The following is a 23,674-nucleotide window of genomic DNA, read 5'->3' on the forward strand; positions in this document are numbered from 1 at the left end:
AAAAATCCTTATCAAGCTTATTAGGATGACAAATATTGTACAAAAATTAATCCCCCGAGCTATAATGCTTGGGGGATTTTTCTATAGGAGGGCTAGTTTAGTTTTCTTTTTTGTTTTTTAGTAAGAACCCGAGACCTAGAAGGGCAAGGAGACTAATTCCTACAAACAGGAGTTTGTGATCGTTTTTGGTTCCTGTATTTGGAAGTTCAGCTTGTTTAACTAGGAGCGCAGGTGTATTTTCCTTGCTAGAGTTATCTACCGATTCGTTTTTAACAGCTTCTTTTACAGATGCTTCTTGTGCTGGTTGTTCAGCTTGTGAATCAGTTGTAGCTTGGCTAGGTTTATGATCCTCATCCGCTACTTTTGCATCTGGTTTTGTAGAATCAGGTTTAGTTTGTGGAGCTGGAGTTTGCTGCTCCGGTTTGACTACTCGGTTTGGAGTATTGTCTTGGCCGTTATTTTGACCTTGCTCTTGTCGAGAATTCGGAAGGTCAGATTTTGGTTTATCTTCCATAGCTGGACGGCTTTGAGAGACTCGAAGAACAGTAGCTGTAAGGGCATTTAATTTCAAGCCTTTTTCAGTCCATTCAATCCCTTTCGGGTTGGCAATTCCGACTGGTCCTGCTTGGTTTTCATCTGCTAAAACTTCAGCATTTCTGAGGTGGGCAAAGGCAGTTCCCAAATTAAATTCACGAGCTTTTTCGTCCGCATTGACAAAGACTGCATAGATATCACCGTTTGGAGCAGTGATTTGGTAGCCAATTACTACATCTTCTTTTTCCACACCATTTTGACCTGGAACAGTGATGAGGTGGACACGATCCTTGATATCTTTAAGACTCTTAAGTCGGAAGGCATCTGTAGATTGACGAAGGGCAATCAACCCTTTCATATAGTCACGGCTCTTGACATTTTCAGGATATGCTTTGCCATCTGTAGCCTTAGTCCAGTCAAACTTGTTAATAGCATCACTCGAATCGTAAGAGTCATGGATGAAGTAAGGATAGTCAAATGGATTGCCGTCCTTATCACGCAACAAGTGAGATTTGTTTGGTTGTTTGTCCTCTGCTACTGGAGTCTTGTAGGCTGGGTCACGGAATTGTTTGGTGCGACCATATTCCTGACCAGAGTGGATAAATGGAGTTCCTTGAGCTGTTAAGACCATGAGATTTCCAAGTCGCAAACGACGGTGGATTTCAGCATAGTTCTCGGCCTTGCTTGGGTCTTTTTTAATAGACTGAGCGATAATGTCAAAGAGGGTCAAGTTGTCATGTGCTGCGATGTATTGGATGACATCTCCAGGACTGTCTGCTTCAAAGTTAGTTGGTTGAGCAATGAGATTTTTGAAGATAGTGTTGATGTCACGTTTGCCACCTGTGATAAAAGCAGGTTGACCTTCATTTGGATAACCAGATTTGAGGTTGTTGCGGATGTCATCTGAGAAGACAGCGACAGTATCGGTATGTTTCATCCAATCTTGGTCAGCAGCTTTAGTAGGCATATTTTCATCACCAGCATAGGTTCTCCAACCTTCACCCAGCATGATTAGGTTTGGATTGAGGGCGCGTGCAGCCTTGTAAGCTTCTTCGATAGAAGCGGCATCATGGTCTCCCATCATATCGAAACGGAATCCATCAACTTTGTAGGTATCAACTAGATATTTGATAGAATCAACTAGTAGGCGTTTGGTCATATAGTGAGTTGTCCCCAAACGTCCACCACCAAAGCTAGTTCGAGGTGTGCCATCTGCATCCATAAAGTGATAGTAGTTTGGTTCCAAATCTTCAAAGATATCGACTTTGGCTGTATGGTTATAAACTACGTCCAGGATGGCTCCCATGCCACGTTTGTGGATTTCGTTGATGAGGTTTTTGAATTCTGCGATTCGTTTTTCTGGATTCTTAGGATCGCTTGAGTACATACCAGTCAAGGAGAAGTAGTTTTGAGGGTCATATCCCCAGTTGTAGTTGCTGTTGCTTGAAGCATAGTCAGATAAGCGTTCGTGATTCTTCAACTCATTGACAAAGTAGTAAGATAAGACTGGAAGGAGCTGGATGTGGGTTACACCTAAGTTTTTGAGGTAGTCTAGTTTTTCGATAAAGGCTTCAAAAGTACCAAATGGCTTAGTCAAATCTTTTGCGATGGCAGGATCTGAAGTGAAGTCACGCACATGAGCTTCATAGATGACAGCATCTTCGCGCGATTTGAAGTTGCGAATCTTACCATAAGTCAAGTCTTGAGGTCCTAGTTTAGCTGGATCTACAAAGGCAGCTTTAGCCACTTTATGGGCATCGTCAATCTTAGCATCGTCACTATTCCAAGCAGCGAGGGATTTAGCGTAAGGATCGAGTGCAAGAACAGTTTTACCTTGACGCTCGATTTGGTATTGATAATAGTAGCCAGTGAAATCTGTGATTCCTAGTTTGTTTGTGCTATCTAGAGTTTGTTTCCAAGTTCCTCTTTCCCCTTTTTCAAGAGCGACAGTTCCAACCACTTTTTCAGGGTCATTCTTGTCGTAGATAACAACAGAAACCTTATCAGCACTTGGTGACCAGAGAGTTAAATCAACCTGTTTTCCTTCTTCTTTGAGGTCAGCTCCAAGTTTACCATCATAGCTGTAAGTCTCATCTTTAAGACGCCAGCTTGTTTTGGTAGTGAATTTGTCAGAGTTGTAGCTAACGGTATAAGGATGTTTTGTATCAGAGAAATCTCCGCTGTAGGTCACTTTCTTGCCAGCTTCATCGATTGCGACATCGGTAATAGCTACCTTGTCTCCTAGGTGATTCGTGATGCTAGAGTGCTTGAGGATATCCTCTTTTTTAGCACCGACAAGTGTTGAAAAACTACTTTCAATGCTAGAAGTTCCTACGTGTTGCGCTCCTGTCATACGGATATCATGGACATAGTATGGATTGGTGTAGATGGTTTCGTCATCGTCTTTTAGGAAAATTTGGCTATGGTTTTTCAAATCTGTGAACTTATAATCTTCTTTACGGATTTTCACGTCATCTCCTTGCTTGCTTCTGTCTAGTAATAAAAATCCAAGGTCTTTAGCTGCATCTTTGAGCGGAATATCGATATAGCGACCGTATTTACCTGTGGCCGTAAAGTCTGTTCCGTTAGGCCATTGACCACTACTTGGCTCTTTCACATCTCCCCAGTACCAGAGAGATTTCTTGTCATAGTTGCCATCTGTGCGGTAGTAGTTGACGCGAACAGTTCCTGCAGGTTGTGGCTCGTAAGAGAAAACCTTGTAATCTTGGTCTAACCAAGCCTCATTCATTTTTGGTGCCAGTTTCTCTACAGATTTATCACCGGTTAGATTTTTCCCAGCTGTATTATTGATGAGGAAGCTAATTTTCTTGGCTTGTTCTCCCTTTAATTTGACATCTAGGTAGTAGCCGTAGTCATCTTTTTTGGCATCCTTGAAGGATAAGGCTCCGTTTGGCCAATTTTCAGAAGGTTTTTCAACATCGTCCCAAGTCCAAAGTCCTTGAGCATCCTTGTTTTCTTCAGGAAGTTTTTTGACATGGATACGGAAGTGGTTGTCTTCGATTGGCTCTTCTGTCTTCGTTTCAGTCGTTACTGGACTCGTAGAAGTAGTTGGTTCACTTGAACGATCTTGCCCAGTTTGTGGTGCTGAATCGGCTGGAGTTGCAGCAGCAGGAGTGGTTGTCTCTGTTGCAGGTTTTTCTTCTGATTTCTCTAGGGAAGCGTTTGCATTTTCAGGTGAAGAAATATCACTTTCCTTCTTACCAGAGTTAACTGCTGTATCAGTAAGAGGCTGTGCAAGGGCAGTAGTGGTTTCATTACTAGTTCCCTTATTGCTTGTGGTATTTTCGTTGGCTGAGATAGTTGGTGTAGCCATGGCAAGCAGAACAAGGCTTGCGCCGATAAGGACAGAACCAGTTCCATTCTTGAGGGAGCGGATGCTGTAAACCATTTTTTTCTCAGTGTGAGCTGGTGTTTTTCTCATAATGATTCTCCAATCAATAAATTTCTATATCAGTATAGCATGTAGTAAAACAATATGCAAGCGTTTTCTCGAAATTAAACTAAAAGAAAATCGCAACAGGTTTTCTGTTACGACTAAGCTAGTCTTTCTTTATGAATTTGTGAACTCAAAAGGTGGAGGTGGTGAAATAGTTCTGCAGTAGAAAGATTCCGACTACAAATAATGGGTTTCGGACAATTGGAAACAGGAAAGGTAGTGATAACAATATCGTGTGGAATTTGATTGAGAATTGAGAAAGAAATAGTAGATTCTTCCCAAGAATCAAATAGATAGAGATTGTTGCCGTAGTGAGTTAGGGTGTCGATAAGGTTTTGTGCGTGATGGCTATCTAGATGACTGATGACTAAAACACGTATTTTGGGAAGCTTTTGAAGCAATTGGACTAAAATTCGTTGCCCTTGAATCGAAAAGGTGTAGACAAGTTCTTGTAGTTTAATGGATTTATTTTCTAGCCCCATTTCAGTCAGATACGATTGGAATTTGTGCTGACTTACTTCAAATAGTTTTGGAAATTCTGCCTGATAATTGTTTAAAATCTGGGATTTCTGTTTGTCAAGAGACTGTTCACTAAGTAGATGGAAGAAATCAGATTGGGCAGTGTAGTGGAGGAGCCAAATCAATTCTTCTCTATTTTCAATCTGTAGGTGAAATTCTTTAGCCAGCTCTTCTAGAATTTGACTCAATAAACGGTAGGATTTTTGAATGTGATGGATATCACCCAGTGCTCCATTGTTAGGATTGTTTGTGCTTTGAAGAGATTTGATTGGGTTTGAAAATAGCTGTTCCAGTGTCTCCTTTTTTGGTTCAAAATGGAGCTTTTTAGCCAGCTTTTTGATATCTTGTTCAAACTGGGGAATCTGCATGAGGGAGCTGTAGTGACTGGTTAAAAGAGGAGTAGGATTTTCGATGAAATGTCCCTTATTTAAACGCTCTAGATTGATAGCTAGGGTATATTTGATTTGCCGTAGATCGCTGAGGTTGGGTGAAACTTGTTGAGCGTTTAAAAATAGCTGAATCAGCTGAGTGAGTGCTTCTTCAGAAATAGAAGAGAAGGGCCAATCAAGAAAGCTGTAACTTTGGCTAAAGTAGTCCAGATAAAAGGCGCGAATGTCTTCTTCTGCTCCCTCCATGCTTAAAGGGGAAGTCTGGATGCTGATATTATAGTGTTGGGGAAGTTTAGTGTTGAGACAATGGATGATTTCCTCAATTTGCTCTGGATTAGTCGAAAACGTCTGGCACATTTGGTCAAGTGATTGCCCCTCTTTGAAAAACAGACAGTTCAAAAAAGAGTAGGTTGCAGATTGTTCAAAGATTGCAATCTGAGGATCCAAGCTATTTTGGAGGTCAAACTGTAATTGGATGCCTTTTTTTCTTGATCGAATAAGGAGGTTTGGAAATAATTGCTCAAGTTTAACAAGGTGTTCTTGCAATTCTTCTGCTGACAGATTCAGATTTTCTGATAAAGATGAATCTTGTATCCAATCCTGGTGTTTGGCTAGTTCTTCCAATAACATTAGCAAATTTTGTTCTGTTTCAGAAAGCAAAATATCCATAACAAACCTCCTTATATATTTATACATATATATTAAAAGAAAAAGCAAGTAAAGTCAAGAAAAATAGGCTAGGATAAAATAGGACAATCTGAATTTACTATATTTTTCTTGGACTATTAAACTGAAAATGAAGTTTGTAAAGTGACAGTAGAATGCCAATTCTCATAGGAAAAGATTTTGTCAAAAAATCGTCAATCCCCTTGAAAAATCTAGCTAAATAGGATATAATGTAAATAATCATTTGTCGTAGGTTTTGTCTGAAATATTGTCCAGACAAGGCTCACAGCAGTTAAATCTTCTGAAAAAGTCAGATTTAGCTGCTCTTTTTGTGCTTTTTTTCAGGATTTTGCGCATTTGTAACAAAGACTTAAAGATTCTGAAAATTCATCAATAGGACACGGTGATAGGGGTTTTACAACCATATGACGATTAGAAAAGCCTGATTGATAAGGCTTGGAACTTATTTATAAAGGAGAATCATCTTGGCAGGACATGACGTTCAATACGGGAAACATCGTACCCGTCGTAGTTTTTCAAGAATCAAAGAAGTTCTTGACTTACCAAATTTGATTGAAATTCAAACTGATTCATTCAAAGCTTTCCTAGACCACGGTCTGAAGGAAGTATTTGAAGATGTATTGCCAATTTCAAACTTCACAGACACGATGGAGTTGGAATTTGTTGGATATGAAATCAAGGAACCAAAATACACGCTAGAAGAAGCTCGTATCCACGATGCTAGCTACTCAGCACCAATTTTTGTAACCTTCCGCTTGATCAATAAAGAAACAGGCGAAATCAAGACCCAAGAAGTTTTCTTTGGTGATTTCCCAATCATGACAGAAATGGGTACTTTCATCATCAATGGTGGTGAACGTATTATCGTATCTCAATTGGTCCGCTCACCAGGTGTTTACTTTAACGACAAAGTTGATAAAAACGGTAAAGTGGGCTATGGTTCAACTGTTATCCCTAACCGTGGAGCTTGGTTGGAGCTTGAAAGCGATTCAAAAGATATTGCCTACACTCGTATCGACCGTACTCGTAAGATTCCATTTACAACCTTGGTTCGTGCGCTTGGTTTCTCAGGTGATGATGAAATCTTTGATATCTTTGGTGACAGCGAATTGGTTCGCAACACTGTTGAAAAAGATATCCACAAGAATCCAATGGACTCTCGTACAGACGAAGCTTTGAAAGAAATTTACGAACGCCTTCGTCCAGGTGAACCTAAGACAGCTGAAAGTTCACGTAGCTTGCTTGTAGCTCGTTTCTTTGACCCACGTCGTTATGACCTGGCAGCAGTTGGTCGTTATAAGATCAATAAAAAACTCAATGTAAAAACACGCTTGCTTAACCAAACTATTGCTGAGCCATTGGTAGACCCTGAAACAGGAGAAATCTTGGTAGAAGCTGGTACAATCATGACTCGTAGTGTGATTGAAAGCATTGAAAGCCATTTGGATGGCGACTTGAACAAGATTGTTTACATTCCAAATGATGCAGCCGTTGTGACTGAACCTGTTGTTCTTCAAAAATTCAAGGTTGTTGCACCAACGGATCCAGATCGTGTTGTAACTATCATTGGTAATGCCAATCCAGATGACAAGGTTCGTATCGTCACTCCTGCAGATATCCTTGCTGAGATGAGCTACTTCCTCAACTTGGCTGAAGGACTTGGCCGTGTAGATGATATCGACCACCTTGGAAACCGTCGTATCCGTGCGGTTGGTGAATTGCTTGCCAACCAAGTACGTCTTGGACTTTCTCGTATGGAACGTAATGTCCGTGAACGTATGTCTGTTCAAGACAACGAAGTCTTGACACCACAACAAATTATCAATATCCGTCCTGTAACAGCTGCGGTTAAAGAATTCTTCGGTTCTTCACAGTTGTCCCAGTTCATGGACCAACACAACCCGCTTTCTGAGTTGTCTCACAAACGTCGTTTGTCAGCCTTAGGACCTGGTGGTTTGACTCGTGACCGTGCTGGATATGAAGTACGTGACGTGCACTACACTCACTATGGTCGTATGTGTCCAATCGAGACGCCTGAAGGACCTAACATCGGTTTGATTAATAACTTGTCATCTTACGGACACTTGAACAAGTATGGTTTTGTTCAAACACCGTACCGTAAGGTTGACCGTGAAACAGGTGTTGTTACGAACGAAATCGTTTGGTTGACAGCCGATGAAGAAGATGAATATACTGTAGCTCAGGCAAACTCTCGTCTGAACGAAGATGGAACCTTTGCTGAGAAGATTGTCATGGGACGTCACCAAGGGGTCAACCAAGAGTATCCAGCTAATATTGTTGACTACATGGACGTTTCACCAAAACAGGTAGTTGCCGTTGCGACAGCATGTATTCCTTTCTTGGAAAACGATGACTCCAATCGTGCCCTCATGGGAGCCAACATGCAACGTCAGGCTGTGCCATTGATCAATCCTCAGGCACCTTACGTTGGTACTGGTATGGAATACCAAGCAGCCCACGACTCTGGAGCGGCTGTGATTGCTCAGTATGATGGTAAAGTTACTTACGCAGATGCTGACAAGGTAGAAGTTCGTCGTGAAGATGGTTCATTGGATGTTTACCACATCCAAAAATTCCGTCGTTCAAACTCAGGTACTGCCTACAACCAACGTACTCTCGTAAAAGTTGGCGATATCGTTGAAAAAGGCGATTTCATCGCTGACGGACCTTCTATGGAAAATGGAGAAATGGCGCTTGGTCAAAACCCAATCGTTGCCTACATGACTTGGGAAGGTTACAACTTCGAGGATGCCGTTATCATGAGCGAACGCTTGGTGAAAGACGATGTTTATACATCTGTCCACCTTGAAGAATACGAATCAGAAACTCGCGATACAAAGCTTGGGCCTGAAGAAATTACGCGTGAAATTCCAAACGTTGGTGAAGATGCCCTCAAAGACCTTGACGAAATGGGGATTATCCGTATCGGTGCTGAGGTTAAAGAAGGCGATATTCTTGTAGGTAAAGTAACACCTAAGGGTGAGAAAGACCTTTCAGCTGAAGAACGTCTCTTGCATGCTATCTTCGGTGACAAATCTCGTGAAGTACGTGACACTTCTCTTCGTGTACCACACGGAGCCGATGGTGTCGTTCGTGATGTTAAGATCTTTACACGTGCAAATGGAGATGAGTTGCAATCAGGTGTTAACATGCTGGTTCGCGTCTACATCGCTCAAAAACGTAAGATCAAGGTCGGAGATAAGATGGCCGGACGTCACGGAAATAAGGGGGTTGTCTCTCGTATCGTTCCTGTAGAAGACATGCCTTACCTTCCAGATGGAACTCCAGTCGATATCATGTTGAACCCACTTGGGGTGCCATCACGTATGAATATCGGTCAGGTTATGGAGCTCCACCTTGGTATGGCTGCTCGTACTCTGGGTATCCACATCGCAACACCAGTCTTTGACGGAGCAAGTTCTGAAGACCTTTGGTCAACCGTTAAAGAGGCAGGTATGGATAGCGATGCCAAGACAATCCTTTATGATGGACGTACTGGTGAACCATTTGATAACCGTGTTTCTGTCGGAGTCATGTACATGATCAAACTCCACCACATGGTTGACGATAAATTGCACGCGCGTTCAGTCGGACCATACTCAACCGTTACCCAACAACCACTCGGAGGTAAAGCTCAGTTTGGTGGACAACGTTTCGGTGAGATGGAGGTTTGGGCTCTTGAAGCCTACGGTGCGTCAAATGTCCTTCAAGAAATCTTGACTTACAAGTCTGACGATATCAACGGACGTTTGAAAGCTTATGAAGCTATTACAAAAGGAAAACCAATTCCAAAACCAGGTGTTCCAGAATCCTTCCGAGTTCTTGTCAAAGAATTGCAATCTCTTGGTCTTGACATGCGTGTCCTAGACGAAGATGACCAAGAAGTGGAACTTCGCGACTTGGATGAAGGAATGGACGAAGATGTCATCCACGTAGATGACCTTGAAAAAGCCCGCGAAAAAGCAGCCCAAGAGGCTAAAGCAGCCTTTGAAGCTGAAGAAGCTGAGAAAGCAACAAAAGCGGAAGCAACAGAAGAAGCTGCTGAAGAAGAATAAGCAGTTCACTTAGAATAGAAAGGGAAGAAATAGTGGTTGATGTAAATCGTTTTAAAAGTATGCAAATCACCCTAGCTTCTCCAAGTAAAGTCCGTTCATGGTCTTATGGAGAAGTCAAAAAACCTGAGACAATCAATTACCGTACGTTGAAACCAGAACGTGAAGGACTCTTTGATGAAGTGATCTTTGGTCCTACAAAAGACTGGGAATGTGCTTGTGGTAAGTACAAACGCATTCGTTACAGAGGGATTGTTTGTGACCGTTGTGGGGTTGAAGTAACGCGTACAAAAGTTCGTCGTGAGCGTATGGGGCACATCGAGTTGAAAGCTCCTGTATCTCACATCTGGTACTTCAAGGGGATTCCAAGCCGTATGGGCTTGACCCTTGATATGAGCCCTCGTGCCCTTGAGGAAGTGATCTACTTTGCGGCTTATGTGGTGATTGATCCGAAGGATACACCACTTGAGCACAAGTCTATCATGACAGAGCGCGAATACCGTGAGCGCTTGCGTGAGTATGGTTATGGTTCATTCGTTGCCAAAATGGGTGCCGAAGCCATTCAAGACCTTTTGAAACAAGTAGATCTTGAAAAAGAAATTGCTGAACTCAAAGAAGAGTTGAAAACAGCAACTGGACAAAAACGTATCAAAGCCATCCGTCGTTTGGATGTTTTGGATGCCTTTTACAAGTCTGGAAACAAACCTGAATGGATGATTCTCAACATCCTTCCGGTTATTCCACCAGATCTTCGTCCAATGTTGCAGTTGGATGGTGGCCGTTTTGCCTCATCTGACTTGAACGACCTGTATCGCCGTGTTATCAACCGTAACAACCGTTTGGCTCGTTTGCTTGAGTTGAATGCACCAGGTATCATCGTTCAAAATGAGAAGCGTATGCTTCAAGAAGCGGTTGACGCTTTGATTGACAATGGTCGTCGTGGTCGTCCAATCACAGGGCCAGGTAGCCGTCCACTGAAATCATTGAGCCACATGCTTAAAGGTAAACAAGGACGCTTCCGTCAAAACTTGCTCGGTAAACGTGTTGACTTCTCAGGACGTTCCGTTATCGCCGTTGGTCCAACTCTTAAGATGTACCAATGTGGTGTGCCACGTGAAATGGCAATTGAGCTCTTTAAACCATTTGTCATGCGTGAAATCGTTGCGCGTGATATCGTGCAAAACGTCAAAGCAGCTAAACGCTTGGTGGAACGTGGAGACGAACGCATCTGGGATATCCTTGAAGAAGTAATCAAAGAACACCCAGTACTTCTTAACCGCGCACCGACCCTTCACCGTTTGGGTATCCAAGCCTTCGAGCCTGTCTTGATTGATGGTAAGGCCCTTCGCTTGCACCCACTTGTCTGTGAAGCCTACAATGCCGACTTTGACGGGGACCAAATGGCCATCCACGTACCGCTTTCAGAAGAAGCCCAAGCAGAAGCTCGTATCCTCATGCTCGCTGCTGAGCACATCTTGAACCCGAAAGATGGTAAACCAGTTGTTACACCATCTCAGGACATGGTTTTGGGTAACTATTACTTGACTATGGAAGAAGCTGGTCGTGAAGGTGAAGGAATGGTCTTCAAAGACCGTGACGAAGCTGTTATGGCTTACCGTAATGGTTATGTTCACCTTCACTCACGTGTTGGTATCGCAACAGACAGCCTCAACAAGCCTTGGACAGAAGAGCAAAAACACAAGGTCTTGCTTACAACAGTTGGTAAAATCCTCTTCAACGACATCATGCCAGAGGGTCTACCATACTTGCAAGAACCAAACAATGCTAACTTAACAGAAGGCGTTCCAGCTAAATACTTCTTGCCACTTGGTGGAGATATCAAGGAAGCTATCAGCAAACTTGAGCTCAACCCTCCATTCAAGAAGAAAAACCTTGGAAATATCATCGCTGAAATCTTCAAACGTTTCCGTACGACAGAAACTTCTGCCCTACTTGACCGTATGAAGAACCTCGGTTACCACCACTCAACTCTTGCAGGATTGACAGTGGGGATTGCCGATATCCCAGTCGTTGATGACAAGGCTGAAATCATTGAAGAATCACACAAACGTGTAGAACAAATCACAAAACAATTCCGTCGTGGTATGATTACAGACGACGAGCGTTACAATGCCGTTACAGCTGAATGGCGTGCTGCCCGTGAAAAACTTGAGAAACGCTTGATTGCCAACCAAGATCCTAAGAACCCAATCGTTATGATGATGGACTCAGGAGCTCGTGGTAATATCTCAAACTTCTCACAGCTTGCAGGTATGCGTGGTCTGATGGCTGCTCCGAACGGACGTATCATGGAATTGCCAATACTTTCAAACTTCCGTGAAGGTTTGTCAGTACTCGAAATGTTCTTCTCAACTCACGGTGCCCGTAAAGGTATGACCGATACGGCCCTTAAGACAGCCGACTCAGGTTACTTGACTCGTCGTTTGGTTGACGTTGCCCAAGATGTTATCATCCGTGAGGACGACTGTGGAACAGACCGTGGTCTCCTGATTCGTTCTATCTCAGAAGGAAAAGAAATGATCGAGTCACTCGAAGAGCGTCTCAATGGTCGTTACACTAAGAAAACTGTTAAACATCCAGAAACTGGCGCAGTGATCATTGGTCCAAATGAGTTGATTACAGAAGACAAGGCGCGTGAAATTGTCAATGCTGGTGTGGAAGAAGTAACTATCCGCTCAGTATTTACATGTAATACTCGTCACGGTGTCTGCCGTCACTGTTATGGTATCAACTTGGCGACTGGTGATGCGGTTGAAGTTGGTGAAGCAGTTGGTACAATCGCTGCCCAATCTATCGGGGAACCTGGTACACAGCTTACAATGCGTACCTTCCACACAGGTGGGGTTGCCTCAAATACCGATATCACTCAGGGTCTTCCTCGTGTCCAAGAAATCTTTGAAGCCCGCAATCCTAAAGGGGAAGCGGTTATCACAGAGGTTAAAGGACAAGTTACAGCTATCGAAGAAGATGCATCAACTCGTACTAAGAAAGTCTTTGTTAAGGGTGAAACTGGCGAAGGCGAATACGTCGTTCCATTTACAGCTCGTATGCGTGTTGAAGTTGGAGACCAAGTAGCGCGTGGTGCTGCTCTTACAGAAGGTTCTATCCAACCAAAACGTCTCCTTGCAGTCCGTGATGTCTTGTCAGTTGAAACTTACCTTCTCGGTGAAGTACAAAAAGTTTACCGTAGCCAAGGGGTAGAAATCGGTGACAAACACATCGAGGTAATGGTTCGTCAAATGATCCGTAAAGTCCGTGTCATGGATCCAGGTGACACAGATCTTCTCATGGGTACCCTCATGGATATCAATGATTTTACAGATGCCAACAAAGATGTCCTCATCGCAGGTGGAGTTCCAGCGACTGGTCGCCCAGTTCTTATGGGAATCACCAAAGCCTCACTTGAAACAAACAGTTTCTTGTCAGCGGCTTCCTTCCAGGAAACAACTCGTGTCCTTACTGACGCAGCTATCCGTGGTAAGAAAGACCATCTCCTTGGACTTAAGGAAAATGTTATCATCGGTAAAATCATCCCAGCAGGTACTGGTATGGCCCGTTACCGTAACCTTGAACCACATGCTATCAACGAAGAAGAATACCTTAATCCTCCAGTAGAGGAAGAAGAAAATGAAGAAACAACAGAAGTAGTTGTGGATACTGCCGTTGAAACTGTGGAAGAAACAGTAGAATAAGAGAGAATGAGAGAGCCTTCGGGTTCTCTTTTATTTTCTGAAAACTTTCTCCATTTTTCCATGAAATGTGGTAAAATAAAAGAAAGAAGCTGACAAAGGAGACGGGTATGGAACAAACATTCTTTATCATTAAACCAGATGGTGTAAAAAGAGGATTAGTAGGTGAAGTGTTGAAACGCATCGAACAGCGTGGCTTTACAATCGAAAAATTGGAGTTGCGTTCACAGGTTTCAGAAGAGTTGATTGACCAGCACTATCAGGACTTGGTTGGTCAGAGTTTTTACCCACCGATTTGTGAATTCATGACTTCAGGACCGGTTCTTGTGGGTATCATTTCTGGTCCTAAAGTAATCGAAACTTGGCGAACCATGATGGGTGCAACTCGTCCAGAAGAAGCTTTACCAGGAACTATTCGAGGTGATTTTGCAAAAGCGGCTGGTGAAAATCAGGTTATCCAAAATGTTGTACATGGTTCGGATTCAGAAGAGTCAGCTAAGCGAGAAATTGCTCTTTGGTTTTAAGAGTGGATTGGCTCAATCAATTGGTTAAAAGCTCATTTGAATAGAAAGTATAGTCAATTAGTTTAAGACATGATGCATAATATCAAACTATTTAGTCTTTGATATTATGCTTTTTTTGATTAAATGACTATTAGTCCGTCTCGCTCCGTTAGGTGCGAGACGGACTAATAGTCACATAAAAAGAAAGGACTGACTTCGTCCTTTCTCGTTCTTAGCTTTTCTTCAACCCACTACAGTTAACAAAGAGCTTTAATTCTTAAAAATTGATAGAGTTGACAAATGGTAGAAAAAAGCCCTTTTTACTAAGTTAAGTATCAACTACAGTTACGATTAGCATTCGTTACTTAACCCACTCACCATTATAGTTTACGTAGTAACCATCTACTGTGGTATTAACAGCTAGAGCACCTGAACCATACGCATAGTACCATTTACCATTGACTTGGAACCAGCCTGTTTTCATATCTCCATTACTTGCATTTAGATAGTACCATATTGAACCATCTTTCACCCAACCTGTGGACATTGCACCTGATGAACGAAGATAGTACCATTTATTACCAACATTAGCCCAACCTGTCTTCATATCACCATTTTGAGCATCTAGATAATACCACGTTGAACCATCTTGATACCAGCCAGTGGCCATTGCTCCTGAGGAACGGAGGTAGTACCACTTATTACCTAGATATTGCCAACCTGTTTGCATAATGCCAGTTGCTGGATCTAGGTAGTACCATGGAGCCGCTTTAAGCTTCTCTTCATCATAGGTTAGAGGATAATCCTTGATCCAACCACGTGCTAGCTCCCCAACCGTTAAACTGTCGATACGAGCATCGAAGCCACCATCCTTCAGTAAATAATACCAGTGCCCCTCATCATAAACCCAACCAGTTTTTAAGGTGTGATAACTACGTTGATCTTTAAAATAATAGACTCGTTTCTCTGCTGGACTATCATATTGTTCCCCATGATGTTTGTTGGTATTTGTAGCAGTTTTTGCTTCTAAAACTTGCTTACCAACAAATTCTTGTAGTACCCCATCTTGACCAAAGTAAAACCAATCTGGTCTAAAAGCAATATCTTGCCTTAGAGAAGAACCAATCGTAACCCCTTCGTGTGGAGCAGGTATATATTGCCAGCCGACAACCATCTCTCCAGATAAAGAATCAAAATAATAGTACTTACCATCAATCACTCGCCAGTAGGTTTCTTTGAGTTCCCCCTTCTTGTAGTAGGTTCTTCCGTTTTCTTGTACAAAATGCCATCCTTCAGAATCATCTGCAAATACTGCACTTGTTGCTAGCAAACCAAAGAAAAATACTGTCAGTCCAACTTGCATAGTTTTTTTCAAAATTTTCATCTATATATACCTCCAATAAAATTAACACACCAGATGAGGAGAAGTTATAAACCTTACCATTTGTCTATTCTTCTGAACAAACTGTTGATAGGGAATTGTATTACCAAATGCAAGAACACTTAGTAATACAAATATAACTATTTTTTTAATTCCACGATTTCTCCTCATCTTATATTGTGAACCTCCTTTCTTTCTGCTTAATTCTAACACACATATGAAAATCAGTCAAATTTTTATATTCTTTTTGACTTTTTTCTTCTTATCATCATCATTAAGAATTTTTTATTCCTTTAACTTGCTATTTTGAACTAAAAATTTTATAATGAAATTAAGCAAATAGGAAGGTTTATTATCTTTAATGAATACACTCGCAGAGAAATTCAGATTAAAAAGAAAAGAGTTGAGACTCTCCCAACAAACTCTTGCAGAAGGAATTTGTGAACAAAGTCAGATTAGTAAAATTGAAAGAGGTCATTTTATTCCCTCCGCAGACTTGTTATTCAAACTCTCACGACGACTCGAAGTCCCTTTGGATTACTTTTTCAATGAACAAATTGAAATTAAATCGAACCTCTCTAATTTCAAGCAATTATCTGCTCGACTATTAGATGACAGAAATTATGACAATTTGGAATATATTTATAGAATAGAGATTGAACGAAGTACTTTTCTAACACTAGAAGACCGAACTTACCTTGAATGGATTAAAGCTATTATTGACTTCTATCAATATGACAGTAAGTGTGAAGCAATTTCTTCATTGGAAAATATATTATTAAAAGTCTCTTCAAATACTCTGATTTATTTAAAGGCATTGAATACTCTATCTAATTTCTATTCCTTAGTGGGTCGTGAACAAGAATATGAGGCAAACTACTCTCATTTAATGGAGTTATATCAGACAAAAAATTTTGAGCATCAAGAGTTTTTATTTGGCTACATCAGAGTTCGTTACAACTACGCTCACTACCTAGTGTCAAAGGAAAAATATAACGAAGCCATCCAAGAAGCTCTTGAGACGATTGAACTCTGTAAACAAAGACAGACAAGCTACCAACTGGCTCCTCTACTTATTCTTGTAGGAAATGCTGGAGCCAAATTTCTAGACAAAGAACAAGTCAAAAATTATTATATAGAAGCAAGAGAGTTATGTAAGATTTATAACAATCCTTTAATGTTGATGAAGATAGAAAACTATTTGAAGGAATTAGATACTGTTTAGTTAATCTTGACATTATAGTTTTTCTGAAACGTTAAATAACCTGTAAGCTGATAGTGAAATTAATATTATCAGTCTTATTTCAAATTTATATTCTTCGAAAATCTCTTCAAACCACGTCAGCTCTATTTGCAACCTCAAAACAGTATTTCGAGCAACCTGTGGCTAGCTTCCTAGTTTGCTCTTTGATTTTCATTGAGTATTAGTCTCTGGTGTTTGTTTAGCGTCTTAAAGAGACATTTGAGAAAATTGGAAACAGTTCCCTCTTTTCTCCTAGTATAATGATTGGTAGGAAGGGAGAGAAAAGATGAAATCAATGAGAATCTTATTTTTGTTAGTTTTAATTCAAATCAGTTTGAATAGCTGTTTCCTATGGAAAGAATGCATCTTGTCCTTTAAACAAAGTACAGCTTTTTTCATCGGAAGTATGGTCTTCGTTTCAGGAATCTGTGCTGGAGTAAATTATCTTTATACCCGTAAGCAAGAAGTCCATAGTGTCCTAGCCAGTAAGAAGTCAGTGAAGCTTTTTTACAGTATGTTACTCTTAATTAATTTGTTAGGGGCTGTTCTTGTCTTGTCAGATAACTTGTTCATCAAAAATACGCTGCAGCAAGAATTAGTTGACTTTTTATTGCCATCCTTCTTTTTCCTATTTGGACTAGATTTGCTGATTTTTTTTACCCTTGAAAAAATACATGCGCGATTTGCTTGCTATGCTAGATAGAAAAAAGACGGTGTTGGTGACTATTTTAGCAACACTTCTCTTTTTAAGAAATCCAATGACCATTGTCTCACTTCTGATTTATATTGGACTGGGTTTGTTTTTTGCAGCCTATCTTGTCCCAAATTCTGTTAAAAAGGAAGTTTCCTTTTATGGTCATGTTTTCCGAGATCTTGTATTGGTCATTGCTACGCTCATTTTCTTTTAGAGAAATCCTATTTTTATGGATGTTATGATGGTAATACTCTTCGAAAATCTCTTCAAACTACGTCAGCTCTATCTGCAACCTCAAAACAGTGTTTTGAGCAGCCTGCGGCTAGCTTCCTAGTTTGCTCTTTTATTTTCATTGAGCATAAGTTTAGCAGGAAAATAGACACAAAAGAAAAGTTTTTGGTATAATAAGAATATGTACACAAAAAATGAAGAAGAGTTGCAAGCCTTAGGGGAGCGTTTGGGTCATCTATTAGAAAAGAATGATGTTTTAATCTTAACTGGTGAACTTGGAGCAGGCAAAACGACCTTTACAAAAGGCCTTGCTAAGGGATTACAGATTTCCCAGATGATTAAGAGTCCAACCTATACTATCGTGAGAGAGTATGAAGGTCGTCTTCCACTTTACCACCTAGATGTTTATCGTATCGAGGGCGACGCTGATTCTATTGACTTGGATGAGTTTCTCTTTGGTGGCGGCGTGACTGTCATCGAGTGGGGGACTCTCTTAGGAGATGCCTTGCCAGATACTTATTTAGAGTTGGAAATTCTGAAAGAGAAAGACGGTCGTAGGTTAAATTTCCAAGCAAAGGGTTTGCGTGCAGAAAAACTCTTAGAGGAGCTTCAACATGGAGTATGAATTGCTCATTAGGGAAGCAGAGCCTAATGATGCGGCTGAATTAGTGGCCTTTTTAAATTGTGTAAGTTTGGAGACAGATTTTACCAGCTTAGACGGAGATGGTATTCTCTTGACCAGTGAGGAGATGGAAGTATTCCTCAACAAGCAAGCTAGTTGGGACAATCAGATAACCTTACTTGCATTCTTAAATGATAAAATTGCTGGTATTGTAAATATTACAGCTGACCAGCGTAAGAGAGTCCGTCATATTGGAGATCTTTTTATTGTGATTGGTAAGAAATATTGGAATAATGGACTGGGAAATTTGTTGCTTGAAGAAGTCATAGAGTGGGCACAAGCAAGTGGTATTCTGCGTCGTCTCCAACTGACTGTCCAAACTCGTAATCAAGCTGCAGTTCATCTTTATCAAAAGCATGGCTTTGTAATTGAAGGTCGCCAAGAGCGTGGGGCATATATAGAAGAAAGGAAATTTATCGATGTTTACTTGATGGGTAAACTGATAGATTAGTAGAAATATGGTTAAAAAAACTATTGGAATGGTGCTAGCTTTTCTAGCTGTGACAGTTTTGGGTGTCGGTGTTTTTGCTTATACTATTTATCAGCAAGGTACAGAGACTTTGGCAAAAACCTATAAAAAAATAGGAGAAGAAACCAAGGTTATTGAAGCAACAGAGCCTTTGACCATTCTGTTGATGGGGGTTGATACTGGGAACGTAGAGCGTACAGACCAATGGGCTGGAAATAGTGACAGTATGATTTTGCTGACTGTCAATCCTCACACAAAGAAAACGACGATGATAAGTTTGGAACGTGATATCCTGACTAAAATTCAACATAAAGATGGTAGTATTGAAGAAGCGAAACTTAATGCAGCTTATGCTGGTGGTGGAGCAGAACTTGCGATAGAAACAATTCAAAAGATGATGAACCTCCATATTGATCGCTATATTATGGTCAATATGCAAGGATTGCAACAATTGGTCGATGCAGTTGGAGGTATTACGGTTAATAATACACTAGGTTTCCCAATCTCTATCAGTGACCAAGAAGAATTTAACACCATTTCTATCGGTGTTGGAGAACAGACAATAAATGGAGAAGAAGCGCTTGTTTATTCACGCATGCGTTATCAAGACCCAGAAGGAGACTATGGTCGTCAAAAACGTCAGCGTGAAGTCATTCAAAAAGTTGTTGAAAAAGTTCTTAGTTTAAATAGTGTCAGTCACTATCAGTCTATCTTAAAAGCCCTAAGTACTAATATGCAGACTAATATCGATTTATCTGCAAAAAGTATTCCAAGTTTGTTGGGCTACAAAGATTCATTTAAAACCATTGAAACACAACAGTTGAAGGGTGAAGGGGAGATGCTACAAGGCGTTTCTTATCAAATTGTTACGAGAAATCACATGTTGGAAATGCAGAATCTTTTGAGACGTTCTTTGGGACAAGAAGAAGTTACTCAGCTTGAAACAAATGTTGTCTTATTTGAAGATTTATTTGGACGAACACCTGTTGGTGACGAAGACAATTAACTTTCTTACTATAAATAAAAAAATCAATCGTGGGAAATTTCCTGCGATTTTTTCAAAAAAAATACGAATAGATAGGTAGGAGGAAACATGAAAGCAGAAATCATTGCTGTTGGAACAGAGATTTTGACAGGACAGATTGTCAACACTAATGCCCAGTTTTTATCGGAGAAATTAGCAGAGATTGGGGTAGATGTATATTTTCAGACGGCTGTAGGAGACAATGAAGCCCGTCTCTTATCCCTGCTTGAGATTGCCAGTCAACGTAGCAGTCTGGTGATTTTGACAGGTGGTTTAGGGCCAACTGAGGACGATTTGACCAAACAAACTCTGGCTAAATTTTTAGGGAAAGAATTAGTCTTTGACCCTCAGGCGCAGGAGAAGTTGGATGTCTTTTTTGCTCAGAGACCAGACTATGCCCGAACATCGAATAACGAAAGACAAGCTCAACTTGTAGAAGGAGCGACTCCGATGCCCAACGAAACAGGACTGGCTGTGGGGGGGATGTTAGAGGCCGAAGGAGTGACTTACGTCGTCCTTCCAGGTCCACCAAGTGAATTGAAACCCATGGTCTTAAACCAACTTCTACCTAAGTTGATGACAGGGAGTAAGTTGTATTCCCGAGTTCTTCGTTTTTTTGGAATTGGCGAAAGTCAGTTGGTGACCATTTTGGCTGATTTAATTGATAATCAAACCGATCCGACCTTGGCACCCTATGCCAAGACAGGAGAGGTAACACTGCGCTTGTCAACAAAGGTTAGCAGTCAAGAAGAGGCGAATCAAGCGCTGGATATCTTAGAAAACCAAATCTTGGATTATCAGACCTTTGAAGGCCTTTCTTTACGAGAACTTTGCTATGGTTATGGGGAAGAAACTAGTTTGGCCAGCATTGTGGTAGAAGAACTGAAAAAACAAGGGAAAACCATCACGGCTGCAGAGAGTTTGACGGCGGGTCTTTTCCAAGCAACCGTGGCGGACTTTTCTGGAGTTTCAAGTATATTTAAGGGTGGTTTTGTAACCTATAGCTTGGAGGAAAAATCAAAGATGTTGGATATTCCTGTCAAAGATTTGGAAGAACAGGGTGTAGTGTCTGAATTTACAGCACAGAAGATGGCTGAGCAGGCACGAATCAAGACCCAGTCTGATTTTGGAATTAGTTTGACTGGAGTGGCAGGACCAGATAGCCTAGAAGGGTACCCAGCTGGGACAGTCTTTATAGGCTTGGCTCAAGAGAATGGAACTGAGGTCATCAAGGTGAATATTGGAGGCAGAAGTCGAGCAGATGTACGTCATATTGCGGTTATGCATGCCTTTAACCTAGTTCGCAAGGCTTTATTAAGTGACTAACTTTTGATATAATAGTAGATAGGTCTGAGGACCATTAGAATGTAGGAGAATAGAATGGCGAAAAAACCAAAAAAATTAGAAGAAATTTCAAAAAAATTTGGGGCAGAACGTGAAAAGGCCTTGAATGACGCTCTCAAATTGATTGAGAAAGACTTTGGTAAAGGTTCAATCATGCGTTTGGGTGAACGTGCGGAGCAAAAGGTGCAAGTGATGAGCTCAGGCTCCTTGGCGCTTGACATTGCCCTTGGTTCAGGTGGTTATCCTAAGGGACGTATCATCGAAATCTATGGGCCGGAGTCATCTGGTAAGACAACGGTTGCCCTTCATGCAGTTGCACAAGCGCAAAAAGAAGGTGGGATTGCAGCCTTTATCGATGCGGAACATGCCCTCGATCCAGCTTATGCTGCGGCTCTTGGGGTCAACATTGACGAATTGCTCTTGTCTCAACCAGATTCAGGAGAGCAAGGTCTTGAGATTGCAGGGAAATTGATTGACTCAGGTGCAGTTGACCTTGTCGTAGTCGACTCAGTTGCGGCCCTTGTCCCTCGTGCGGAAATTGATGGAGATATCGGAGATAGCCACGTTGGTTTGCAGGCTCGTATGATGAGCCAGGCTATGCGTAAACTTGGTGCTTCTATCAATAAAACCAAAACAATTGCTATCTTTATCAACCAATTGCGTGAAAAAGTTGGGGTCATGTTTGGAAATCCAGAAACAACCCCTGGTGGACGTGCTCTGAAATTCTATGCATCAGTGCGTTTGGATGTTCGTGGAAGCACGCAAATCAAGGGAACTGGTGACCAGAAAGACACCAATGTCGGTAAGGAAACTAAGATTAAGGTCGTGAAAAACAAGGTGGCTCCGCCATTTAAGGAAGCCTTCGTTGAAATCATGTACGGAGAAGGGATTTCTAAGACCGGTGAGCTTTTGAAGATTGCAAGCGATTTGGATATCATCAAAAAAGCAGGAGCTTGGTATTCTTACAAGGATGAGAAAATCGGGCAAGGTTCTGAAAATGCTAAGAAATACTTGGCAGATCACCCAGAAATCTTTGATGAAATTGACCATCAAGTCCGTGTTCAATTTGGTTTGATTGATGGAGAAGAAGCTTCTGTAGAGGGTGTTGAAACTAAAAAAGATGAAGCCCTTCAAGCAGCTTCTGTGAATGAAGAAGTAACTCTTGACCTAGGCGATGAGCTTGAAATCGAAATTGAAGAATAAGCTGTGAAAGTAGTGGAGAAATCCGCTGCTTTTTCGGTTCGTTGTTCAAGTTTTCAGATTATCTATAGTTTGCTGTTTCTTGTCGCTCCTCTAGAAAGCTGATATAATAGCCTTATGAATAAAAAACGAACAGTGGACCTGATACATGGTCCGATTCTTCCCTCGCTCTTAAGCTTCGCCTTCCCAATCTTGCTATCAAATATTTTTCAACAGCTCTATAATACTGCTGATGTCTTGATTGTTGGACGATTTCTTGGTCAAGATTCCTTGGCTGCAGTAGGGGCGACAACTGCCATTTTTGACTTGATTATAGGCTTTACGCTTGGTGTCGGAAATGGTATGGGGATTGTCATTGCCCGCTATTATGGGGCTCGGAATTTTACAAAAATCAAGGAAGCGGTAGCAGCCACCTGGATTTTAGGTGCTCTTTTGAGTGTTGTAGTGATGTTACTGGGCTTTCTTGGTTTGTATCCTCTCTTGCAATATCTGGATACACCTGCAGAAATCCTTCCCCAGTCCTATCAATATATTTCTATGATTGTGACTTGTGTTGGTGTCAGCTTTGCCTATAACCTCTTTGCAGGTTTGTTGCGGTCTATTGGGGACAGTCTAGCAGCCCTTGGCTTTCTGATTTTCTCTGCCTTGGTCAATGTGGTTCTGGATCTCTATTTCATCACGCAATTGCATCTGGGAGTTCAATCTGCGGGCCTTGCCACCATTATTTCGCAAGGTTTATCAGCGGTTCTCTGCTTTTACTATATTCGTAAGAGTGTTCCAGAACTTCTTCCTAGTCTCAAGCATTTTAAATGGAACAAGGCCTTATACGCAGATCTCTTGGAGCAAGGTTTGGCTATGGGCTTGATGAGTTCCATTGTGTCTATCGGCAGTGTGATTTTACAGTCTTCTGTTAATACCTTTGGTGCAGTGATTATTAGTGCTCAAACATCGGCTCGACGCATTATGGCCTTCGCCCTTCTTCCTATGACCGCTATTTCTGCCTCGATGACGACCTTTGCTTCGCAGAATCTTGGTGCCAAGCGACCAGACCGCATTGTTCAAGGTCTTCGAATCGGCAGTCGTCTAAGCATGTCCTGGGCAGTTTTTGTTTGTGTCTTCCTCTTTTTTGCTAGTCCTACCTTGGTTTCCTTCTTGGCCAGTTCAACGGATGGATACCTGGTAGAAAACGGTAGTCTCTACCTGCAAATCAGCTCAGCCTTTTATCCTATTTTGAGTCTTTTGTTGATTTATCGCAATTGCTTGCAGGGCTTGGGGCAAAAGATCCTTCCTCTGGTTTCCAGCTTTATTGAATTAATAGGGAAAATTGCTTTTGTGGTCTTGATTATTCCTTGGGCAGGCTATAAGGGTGTTATCCTCTGCGAACCTCTTATCTGGGTTGCCATGACCATCCAACTGTACTTCTCACTATTCCGTCATCCTTTGATAAAAGAAGGCAAGGCCATCTTGGCAGCCAAAGTATCATCCTAGCTGTATTTGCTAAATAAAATCTATTTCCTCTAGTGAAAATCGAAAA

The 23,674-nt window shown here is 41.4% G+C and carries 13 protein-coding genes and 2 pseudogenes; 11 read left to right on the forward strand and 4 right to left on the reverse strand.

Going from position 1 to position 23,674, the window contains the following annotated elements; genetic code table 11:
• Positions 1-97: 97 nt before the first annotated feature.
• Positions 98-3,976 (reverse strand): pullulanase, encoded by a 3,879-nt coding sequence (locus tag HT718_RS01135; protein WP_173266701.1) that lies wholly within the window; start codon positions 3,974-3,976, stop codon positions 98-100.
• 113 nt (positions 3,977-4,089) lie between these two features.
• The gene (locus HT718_RS01140) at positions 4,090-5,568 is read right to left on the reverse strand and encodes a M protein trans-acting positive regulator PRD domain-containing protein (protein WP_173266703.1); all 1,479 of its coding nucleotides are present in this window, start codon (positions 5,566-5,568) and stop codon (positions 4,090-4,092) included.
• A gap of 482 nt (positions 5,569-6,050) precedes the next feature.
• On the opposite strand from HT718_RS01140, the gene rpoB reads away from it, so the two are divergent.
• From rpoB to ndk, 3 genes are all read left to right on the forward strand, one after another.
• A complete protein-coding gene (rpoB, locus tag HT718_RS01145) occupies positions 6,051-9,662 on the forward strand; it encodes a DNA-directed RNA polymerase subunit beta (protein ID WP_173266705.1) in 3,612 nt (1,203 codons plus the stop codon).
• A 32-nt stretch (positions 9,663-9,694) separates the two neighbouring features.
• Positions 9,695-13,372 carry a DNA-directed RNA polymerase subunit beta' gene (gene rpoC, locus HT718_RS01150; RefSeq protein ID WP_173266707.1) on the forward strand — a complete coding sequence of 1,226 codons (3,678 nt, stop codon included), beginning with the start codon at positions 9,695-9,697 and terminating at the stop codon, positions 13,370-13,372.
• 107 nt (positions 13,373-13,479) lie between these two features.
• Positions 13,480-13,893 carry a nucleoside-diphosphate kinase gene (gene ndk, locus HT718_RS01155; RefSeq protein WP_173266710.1) on the forward strand — a complete coding sequence of 138 codons (414 nt, stop codon included), beginning with the start codon at positions 13,480-13,482 and terminating at the stop codon, positions 13,891-13,893.
• Positions 13,894-14,233: 340 nt separating this feature from the next.
• Here the strand turns inward: ndk and cbpF are convergent, their stop codons facing one another.
• Together cbpF and HT718_RS09695 are read right to left on the reverse strand one after the other, a co-directional pair.
• Positions 14,234-15,256 (reverse strand): choline-binding protein CbpF, encoded by a 1,023-nt coding sequence (gene cbpF, locus HT718_RS01160; RefSeq protein ID WP_173266712.1) that lies wholly within the window; start codon positions 15,254-15,256, stop codon positions 14,234-14,236.
• A 57-nt stretch (positions 15,257-15,313) separates the two neighbouring features.
• A pseudogene (locus tag HT718_RS09695) lies at positions 15,314-15,424 on the reverse strand (PhrA family quorum-sensing system peptide); the annotation flags it as partial.
• A gap of 190 nt (positions 15,425-15,614) precedes the next feature.
• Between HT718_RS09695 and HT718_RS01165 the strand changes: the two are divergent.
• The 8 genes and pseudogenes from HT718_RS01165 to HT718_RS01200 all read left to right on the forward strand — a co-directional run bounded on the left by HT718_RS01165 (position 15,615) and on the right by HT718_RS01200 (position 23,628).
• The gene (locus tag HT718_RS01165; protein ID WP_173266714.1) at positions 15,615-16,478 is read left to right on the forward strand and encodes a helix-turn-helix transcriptional regulator; all 864 of its coding nucleotides are present in this window, start codon (positions 15,615-15,617) and stop codon (positions 16,476-16,478) included.
• A 304-nt stretch (positions 16,479-16,782) separates the two neighbouring features.
• Positions 16,783-17,404, forward strand: a pseudogene (locus tag HT718_RS01170) (hypothetical protein).
• A gap of 198 nt (positions 17,405-17,602) precedes the next feature.
• A complete protein-coding gene (gene tsaE / locus HT718_RS01175; RefSeq protein WP_125451110.1) occupies positions 17,603-18,046 on the forward strand; it encodes a tRNA (adenosine(37)-N6)-threonylcarbamoyltransferase complex ATPase subunit type 1 TsaE in 444 nt (147 codons plus the stop codon).
• Positions 18,036-18,554: a GNAT family N-acetyltransferase gene (locus HT718_RS01180; RefSeq protein ID WP_173266716.1), complete on the forward strand. Its 519-nt coding sequence runs from the start codon at positions 18,036-18,038 to the stop codon at positions 18,552-18,554. The genes tsaE and HT718_RS01180 overlap by 11 nt, the downstream gene beginning before the upstream one ends.
• A gap of 7 nt (positions 18,555-18,561) precedes the next feature.
• Positions 18,562-19,578, forward strand: a complete 1,017-nt coding sequence (locus tag HT718_RS01185) for an LCP family protein (protein ID WP_173266719.1) — start codon at positions 18,562-18,564, stop codon at positions 19,576-19,578.
• Positions 19,579-19,665: 87 nt separating this feature from the next.
• Complete coding sequence (locus HT718_RS01190) at positions 19,666-20,922, forward strand: competence/damage-inducible protein A (protein WP_173266721.1); 1,257 nt, start codon at positions 19,666-19,668, stop codon at positions 20,920-20,922.
• A gap of 54 nt (positions 20,923-20,976) precedes the next feature.
• Positions 20,977-22,143, forward strand: coding sequence for a recombinase RecA (gene recA, locus HT718_RS01195; RefSeq protein WP_173266723.1), 1,167 nt, complete (start codon positions 20,977-20,979; stop codon positions 22,141-22,143).
• A 114-nt stretch (positions 22,144-22,257) separates the two neighbouring features.
• Positions 22,258-23,628 (forward strand): MATE family efflux transporter, encoded by a 1,371-nt coding sequence (locus tag HT718_RS01200; RefSeq protein WP_173266725.1) that lies wholly within the window; start codon positions 22,258-22,260, stop codon positions 23,626-23,628.
• The last annotated feature ends 46 nt before the right edge of the window (positions 23,629-23,674 follow it).

This window comes from Streptococcus sp. 714 (assembly GCF_013277115.1).
In the GTDB taxonomy this organism is placed as follows: Bacteria; Bacillota; Bacilli; order Lactobacillales; family Streptococcaceae; genus Streptococcus.